The 7,615-nt window shown below is 61.2% G+C and carries 5 protein-coding genes and 1 tRNA gene; 5 read left to right on the top strand and 1 reads right to left on the bottom strand.

Translation table 11 applies throughout. The features are described from left to right. Positions 1-19: 19 nt before the first annotated feature. Complete coding sequence (locus tag IQK56_RS15675; protein WP_122305408.1) at positions 20-1,681, bottom strand: OFA family MFS transporter; 1,662 nt, start codon at positions 1,679-1,681, stop codon at positions 20-22. 325 nt (positions 1,682-2,006) lie between these two features. Between IQK56_RS15675 and IQK56_RS15670 the strand changes: the two genes are divergently transcribed. The 5 genes from IQK56_RS15670 (at position 2,007) to IQK56_RS15650 (ending at position 7,519) form a co-directional block, all read left to right on the top strand. Beyond that, entirely contained in the window at positions 2,007-4,220 is a 2,214-nt protein-coding gene (locus IQK56_RS15670) for an AsmA family protein (protein WP_122305407.1), read from the top strand. After that, positions 4,217-5,284 (top strand): A/G-specific adenine glycosylase, encoded by a 1,068-nt coding sequence (gene mutY / locus IQK56_RS15665; protein ID WP_099583872.1) that lies wholly within the window; start codon positions 4,217-4,219, stop codon positions 5,282-5,284. The genes IQK56_RS15670 and mutY overlap by 4 nt, the downstream gene beginning before the upstream one ends. Further along, the gene (locus IQK56_RS15660; protein ID WP_122305405.1) at positions 5,281-5,553 is read left to right on the top strand and encodes an oxidative damage protection protein; all 273 of its coding nucleotides are present in this window, start codon (positions 5,281-5,283) and stop codon (positions 5,551-5,553) included. The genes mutY and IQK56_RS15660 overlap by 4 nt, the downstream gene beginning before the upstream one ends. Before the next feature lie 103 nt (positions 5,554-5,656). After that, positions 5,657-5,732, top strand: a tRNA-Phe gene (locus tag IQK56_RS15655). Between the two features lie 104 nt (positions 5,733-5,836). Next, positions 5,837-7,519 (top strand): site-specific integrase, encoded by a 1,683-nt coding sequence (locus tag IQK56_RS15650; protein WP_193862927.1) that lies wholly within the window; start codon positions 5,837-5,839, stop codon positions 7,517-7,519. The last annotated feature ends 96 nt before the right edge of the window (positions 7,520-7,615 follow it).

The raw sequence follows: 7,615 nt of genomic DNA, 5'->3' as shown, positions 1-7,615 counted from the left end.
CCACGAGGGTTTTGCAGTGTTAGTGGAACAGTACAGCCGTCTTCTGCAGGGTCACCCACACACCCCACGCCAGCGGAATACCCACCACCAGCCAGGCGGCGATCGCCATTGGCACCGTGCCGGGAGCTGCTTTCCACTCCAGGGATGTGCTGGCATCAGCACCTTTGTCATGGCCCAGCGCCTGTTCGGCGGCAAGTTCCGCGTCGGTCATGAAGTACTTGTCGGCCACTGGACGCACCAGCAGGTTACAGATGAAGCCCAACACCAGGAGGCCGGCGAGGATGTACAAGGTGATGTCGTAGGCTGCGGCGCGTTCTACACCGATGCTCAACTGATATTCACGCAGGTAGTTCACCAACACCGGGCCCAGCACGCCCGCCGCGGCCCATGCGGTCAAAAGGCGACCGTGGATCGCGCCGACCATTTGCGTACCGAACAGGTCCGCCAGGTAAGCCGGCACCGTCGCAAAACCACCGCCGTACATCGACAGGATGATGCAGAACGCCGCCACGAACAGCGCCACGTTACCCAGGTGACCCAGGTTCGGGATCAGCGCGTACAGGGCAAAGCCCAGGGCGAAGAACACGAAGTAGGTATTTTTACGGCCCAGGTAGTCGGAGAACGAAGCCCAGAAGAACCGGCCGCCAATGTTGAACAGGCTCAGCAAACCGGTGAAGCCTGCAGCGATGGCCGCGATGGAGGCCAGTTGCCCGGCGTCCAGTTGACCGAACGGCACGTCCACACCCAGCAACTTGCCGCCAAACACTTCCTGCAGCAGCGGCGAAGCCATGCCGAGGATGCCGATACCGGCCGATACGTTCAGGCACAACACCAGCCATACCAGGCGGAATTGCGGGGTTTTCCAAGCCACGTTCACGTGTACGTGACGGTGGGTGATCATCGCATTGCTGGCTTTTTTCGCCGGCGCGGTCCAGCCCTCAGGCTTCCAGCCGGTCGGTGGCACGCGGTAGGACAGTGCGCCGCCGATCATGAACACGAAGTAGATCGCCGCCATCACCAGGAAGCTCTGCCATACGCCCACGCTGGTCGGCGAAGCGAAGTGCCCCATCAGCGCTGCGGCCAAGGGTGCACCGACCATCGCGCCGCCGCCGAAACCCATGATCGCCATGCCGGTGGCCATGCCACGCTTGTCCGGGAACCACTTGATCAAGGTCGACACGGGCGAGATATAGCCCAGGCCCAGGCCGATACCGCCAATCACGCCGGAACCGATCCACATCAGCCAGATCTGGTGGGTATAGATGCCCAGCGCCGAGATCAACAGGCCACCGCACCAGCACAGCGCCGATACAACACCGGCCTTGCGTGGCCCGGCATGTTCCAGCCAGCCGCCCCAGATCGCTGCCGAGCAGCCCAGGAAGATGAAGAACAGGGTGTAGATCCAGCCCAGCATGGAGATAGGCCAGTCACACTGGGACGAGAAGACTTGGGCGATAAAGCTCATGTCCGGCGCGCAGGCAACCGGCTTGGTGATACCCAGCGCCTTGGACAGCGGTAGCCAGAACACCGAAAACCCGTAGGCCATGCCGATGCAGAGGTGGATGGCCAGGGCGGCCGGTGGAACCAGCCAGCGGTTGAACCCGGGCTTGGCGATGATGCGTTCCTTGGACAGGAACGCTGGCTGTGCGGCGGTAGAACCGGCCACAGTGCTAGTGCTCATTGGTGTTTCCCCCAGTTATTAGTATGCGTCCGTCAGGCGCTCTCCCCCTCGGCCTAGCACGCAGAGCGTGGCCGTTTTTGTTGAGTGAAGCTCCATTTTGGCGCGACGATACGTCGCAGAAGGCGGACGAACACGCAGAGATTAGCATCTGCGGATGTCAGAAAAACCAAACTGATATCACTTTTTCAGGAGATTCTATTTTATTGACGCCAGAATCCCGCCCTCCTCGCCCGTAGATACAATGTAACGATCGGTGACCTGACGCCGGCCATCGGGCGTTATACTCTTCGGCTAAATTTTGAAATCGACATACAAGGACTCGCCCATGAAAGCGTTCGGCAAAATCCTGGGTCTGGTACTTCTCGGGCTGTTGCTGATCATTGTGGCTCTGGGCTTTGCCCTGACCCATCTTTTCGATCCCAACGACTACAAAGAAGAGATTCGCCAGATTGCCCGCGACAAGGCCCACATCGAGCTGACGCTCAATGGCGATATCGGCTGGAGCCTGTTCCCCTGGCTCGGCCTTGAACTGCACGAAGCCAGCGTGGCGACCCTGACCGCGCCAACCCAGCCCTTCGCCGACCTGCAGATGCTCGGCCTGTCGGTGCGCGTACTGCCGCTGCTGCGCCGCGAAGTGCAGATGAGCGATGTGCGTGTCGAAGGCCTCAACCTGCGCCTCAACCGCGACAAGCAGGGCCATGGCAACTGGGAAGACATCGGCAAGAATGTGCCCGATGCCACCGCCAGCACTGCGCCAGCTCCAGCAGAGCCGGCCCCCGAGGCCAAGCCGGAGAAGCCTGCACAGCCCATCCGCCTGGACATCGACAGCCTGACGATCAACAACGCCCGCGTTGAATACAACGATGAGCAGACCGGCAAGCAATTCAGCGCCGAAAGCATCCAGTTGAGCGCCGGCGCCGTGCACGAAGGCGCCAGCATTCCGGTGAAGCTCACCGCATTCTTCGGCAGCAACCAGCCGGTGATGCGCGTCAAGACCGAGCTCAATGGCAATCTGCGCATCCAGCGCGCCCTCAAGCGCTATCAGTTCGAAGACATGCGCATCAGCGGCGAAGCCACCGGCGAACCGCTGCAAGGCAAGACCGTGACCTTTTCCACCCAGGGCCAGTTGCTGGTGGACCAAGCGGCCAACATCGCCGAATGGACCAACCTGAAACTCTCGGCCAACCAGTTGCGCGCACTGGGTGAGCTGAAGGTCAACGATCTGGACAAGACTCCGCAGCTCAGTGGCGCCCTGTCCATCGCCCAGTTCGACCTGGCCAAGTTCCTCGACAGCGTCGGCAACCCCCTGCCACCAATGGCCGAAGGCAGCCTGAGCAAGGTCGAACTGGTCAGCCGCCTCCAGGGCACGCCGACCAGCCTGGCGCTGGAAGACCTGAACCTGAAGCTCGACGGCAGCACCTTCACCGGCCGCGTCGCCGTGGATGATTTCGCCAAGCAGTCGCTGCGCGTGCAACTCAAGGGCGATACCTTCAACGCCGACAACTACCTGCCGGCCAAGTCCGAATCCGCCAAGGGCGCGACCGCCGCCCGCCAGGCCGAAGTACAGAACAGCGAAGCCGGCGCCATGGCCGCCGGCGGGACCACACCGCTGCCGGATGCACCGACCAAAGGCGCCTGGAGCACTGACAAACTGCTGCCCCTGGCCCATCTGCGCAAGCTGGACGTGAATGCCGACCTTGCTTTCGGCCAACTGACCCTGAGCAAATTGCCGATCCAGGATGCCGTGCTCAAAGCGTCCGGCATCGACGGCCAACTCAAGCTCGACACCCTGAGCGGCGGCCTCTACAACGGCAGCTTCCAGGCCAATGGCACGCTCGATGTGCGCCAGGACATTCCAGTGCTGGCACTGCAAAGCCGGATCAAGCAGGTCCCGGTCGAACGCATCCTGCAAGCCCAGGGGCAAACGCCGCCCGTGAAAGGCCAGGTCACTCTCGACAGCAACCTCAGCGGCCGTGGCAATAGCCAAAAGGCGCTGATCGACAGCCTCAACGGCACTGCCAGCTTTGTGATCAACAACGGTGTGCTGCTCAATGCCAACCTTGAACAGCAACTGTGCACTGGCATCGCCATGCTCAATCGCAAAACCCTGAGCGGCGAACAGCGCGGCAAAGACACACCTTTCCAGGAATTGAAGGGCAACCTGACCTTCCGTAACGGCGTGGCCAACAACCCCGACCTGAAAGTGCGCATCCCCGGCCTGGCGGTCAACGGCAACGGTGATATCGACCTGCGCGTACTGGGCATGGACTACCGCGTCGGCATCATCGTCGAAGGTGACCAGCGCGAAGTGCCGGACCCGGCCTGCGAAGTGGGCTCCAATTTCCGCAACATCGAAGTGCCGCTGCGCTGCCGTGGCCCGCTGGAGCTGGGCGCCAAGGCCTGCCGCCTGGACAAGGACGGCTTGAGCCAGGTCGCGATCAAGGCGGCGGGTAACAAGCTCAGCGAGAAGCTGGAAGAGAAGCTCGACAAGGTAAACCCGCAATTGAAAGATGCATTGAAGGGCCTGTTCAAGCGATGAGAAACGAGCAGTTTTCACAGGCGGTGCTCGACTGGTACGACCGCCACGGTCGCCATGACCTGCCCTGGCAGCAGGGCATCACGCCTTACCGGGTGTGGGTCTCGGAGATCATGCTGCAACAGACTCAGGTGAGCACCGTGCTCAATTACTTCGACCGGTTCATGGCGTCCTTGCCAACGGTCGAAGCCCTGGCCGCTGCGCCGGAGGACGAAGTGCTGCACCTGTGGACCGGCCTTGGCTACTACACCCGGGCGCGCAACCTGCAAAAGACCGCGAAGATCGTCGTGGCCGAATACGGTGGCGAGTTTCCCAGGGATGTCGAAAAGCTCACCGAACTGCCCGGCATCGGCCTGTCCACCGCCGGCGCGATCGCCAGCCTGAGCATGGGCCTGCGCGCGCCGATCCTCGACGGCAACGTCAAGCGCGTGCTGGCGCGCTTTACCGCACAAGAGGGTTACCCAGGCGAACCCAAGGTGGCCAAGCAGCTGTGGGCCACCGCAGAACGCTTCACGCCCCATGATCGCGTCAACGCCTACACCCAGGCGATGATGGACATGGGCGCCACCCTGTGCACGCGCAGCAAACCCAGTTGCCTGCTGTGCCCGCTGGAAAAAGGCTGCGAAGCTCACATGCTCGGCCTTGAGACACGCTACCCGATCCCCAAGCCGCGCAAGACCATCCCGCAGAAGCGCACGCTGATGCCGATGCTGGCCAACGCCGAGGGCGCGATCCTGCTTTACCGTCGCCCCTCCACCGGCTTGTGGGGCGGCCTGTGGAGCCTGCCGGAGCTGGACAACCTGGAAGACCTCGATCACCTGGCCATCCAGCATGCGCTCGAACTGGGCAAGCACCAGGAACTGCCAGGGCTGATCCACACCTTCAGCCACTTCCAGCTGGCCATCGAACCCTGGCTGGTCCAGGTCGAGGAATCCGCCCATCACGTGGCCGAGGCCGACTGGCTCTGGTATAACCTCGCCACCCCGCCGCGCCTGGGCCTTGCCGCACCGGTGAAGAAACTGCTGAAGCGCGCGGCTGAAGTATTGAACGCAGGAGTGTCGTCATGACCCGCACCGTAATGTGCCGCAAGTACAAAGAAGAACTGCCAGCCCTGGAACGCCCTCCGTACCCAGGCGTCAAGGGCCAGGACATCTACGACCACGTCTCCGCCAAAGCCTGGGGCGACTGGCTGAAACACCAGACCCTGCTGATCAACGAAAAACGCCTGAACATGATGAACGCCGAAGACCGCAAATACCTGGCGGGCGAGATGGACAAGTTCTTTTCCGGCGAGGATTACGCCAAGGCCGACGGCTACGTGCCACCTGCTCAATAATTGATCAAAAACCGGGGTCGGCACGTAAGCGACGGTAATAATTAAATATTTTTTGAAAACTTGCTTGACGACCCCCTGAAAAACCCGTTTAATGCGCCCCGTTGCCCAGATAGCTCAGTCGGTAGAGCAGGGGATTGAAAATCCCCGTGTCGGCGGTTCGATTCCGTCTCTGGGCACCAAATACCGAAACCCCTGATTCCGCAAGGTCTCAGGGGTTTTTTAGTTTCTGGACCTCCAAGCTGCGCCCCGAAGTCGTACAAAGGAGGCGTACAAAGTGGGTGCGATGCCACAACCGTTCAAATGCCCAAAGACCGGGAACTTCTATTACCGAAAGGTCATACCTGTGGACTTGCGCGCCTTGGTTGGTCGCGGTCGAGAATGGAAAGTCTCCACGGGTACCAAGGTACTGTCTGAAGCGCGCATCCCGTTTATCGAGGAAGCGGCCCGTTGCGAAGCTGCTCTTGCCCTCGCCCGCGCATCCTTGAAGGGAGAGTCCTCCCTACTCCCCACGGACGCCCCAAAACTGGCTGACCGCTGGATTAGCGCAGAACTGAAGGTGTGGGAACGCGACCCAGAGCGCATATCCGTGTTCCTCGCTACATCCGGAGGGGAAAAAGTTCTGCCGGAAGACGTGATGGAAGATGAGGCCGGTAGTCTTCAGGTCATATTGACCGAAGCCATGCGCGAGACTCTCCGCCCTTTAGGCCATCCTGTCCCCTCACCTACTACCTCAACCTACACAGCCCTCTACATGGAGTTCTTCCATGCGTGGCGAACCCTTTGTGAGACCGCCATGAAGCGCCACCACGGCGATTGGCGTGCGACCCCTGACACTACCTCTGCGTCGCTTCCCCTTTCGCACGAGACCGCCCCAGAGAAGCGCTCTGGGATGGGGCTACGGCTATCGGAGGTCTTCGCCATATGGGCCGAGTCCAAACGCCAGGACGCTGCCGGCTTAGGTGATATTTCGAAGACCATAGCTGAATACCAGGACGGCATGCAGCGCCTTATCTTCCTGATAGGCGACGTTCCGGCCGCCCAGGTCTCCAAAACCACCATCCACAACTTCCGCGTGTCCCTCGGCCAACTCCCAAAAGGCCGCTGGAAGCCTGGGCTGACTGTGGAAAACCTCCGCTCCCAAGTTGGCCAGGGCGGTGCGTCGACAATGCAACTCCCGACCATACGGAAGAAACTGGCAGCCCTGTCCACAGTCTTCAAGTTCGCCTGCGACCGTCTGGAAGCTATCGACGTGGACCCGGTAGCCGCATCCGGCGTACTGCGCGACCTCCGTAACGCAATCAACAAAGGGGCCCTCCATCAGGAGGCCCATGAGAAGGGGTACACTCAGGCGGAACTGGTGTCCATCTTCAGCAGCCCCCTATTCCAAGGAGCGTGGGTCCCCCAGCGTGCAGACTACGGACAGGCCTTGTACTGGCTACCACTACTGATGGCCTACACAGGAGCCCGCCGCGAGGAGGTCGCCCAGCTCCTGGTATCCGACGTAGAGCAGGACGCGCTGTCCGGCGCTTGGTGCATCGCCATTCGCCCAGGTGAGGGCAAGTCCTTGAAGACCGCCAGCAGTCGCCGCAGAGTGCCGCTGCATGATGATCTTCTTGCCCTCGGCCTTCTCGACTACAGGGAAAGCCTACCCGCCGCCGGCCGCCTTTTCCCGCAGTTGAAGCCACATAAGGATGGACTGGGCCACGCCGTGGGTAAGTCCTGGGACAAGTACCTTCAGGAGGTGGTCTGCCTCCAGACGACCGCTATGCCCTCCCACGGCTTCCGCCATGCCTTCAAGACCCTGTGCCGCGAAGTCGGCATACCTAAGGAAGTACATGACTGGCTGACCGGTCATGCCGCCTCGAACGTGGGGGACACCTACGGCAAAGCTCCAATATCCCGTATGGCAGACGAGCTGAAGAAGTATCCAAGCTTAGCCCGCAAGGCCGGTCTTCTGCCGCCCTGAAAGCTACAGGGGGGGGCAGACGCGGGTACGTCATTCCCCCAGCAGGGGTTCAATGTTTACTTGGATTCGCTGCAAACCACGTTTTTTCTGGGCTGC

The sequence above is a fragment of the Pseudomonas cyclaminis genome (genome assembly GCF_015163715.1).
Taxonomy (GTDB): Bacteria; Pseudomonadota; Gammaproteobacteria; order Pseudomonadales; family Pseudomonadaceae; genus Aquipseudomonas; species Aquipseudomonas cyclaminis.
Note: the sequence above shows the minus strand (reverse complement) of the source record. Positions and strands in the feature narration are given on the sequence as shown.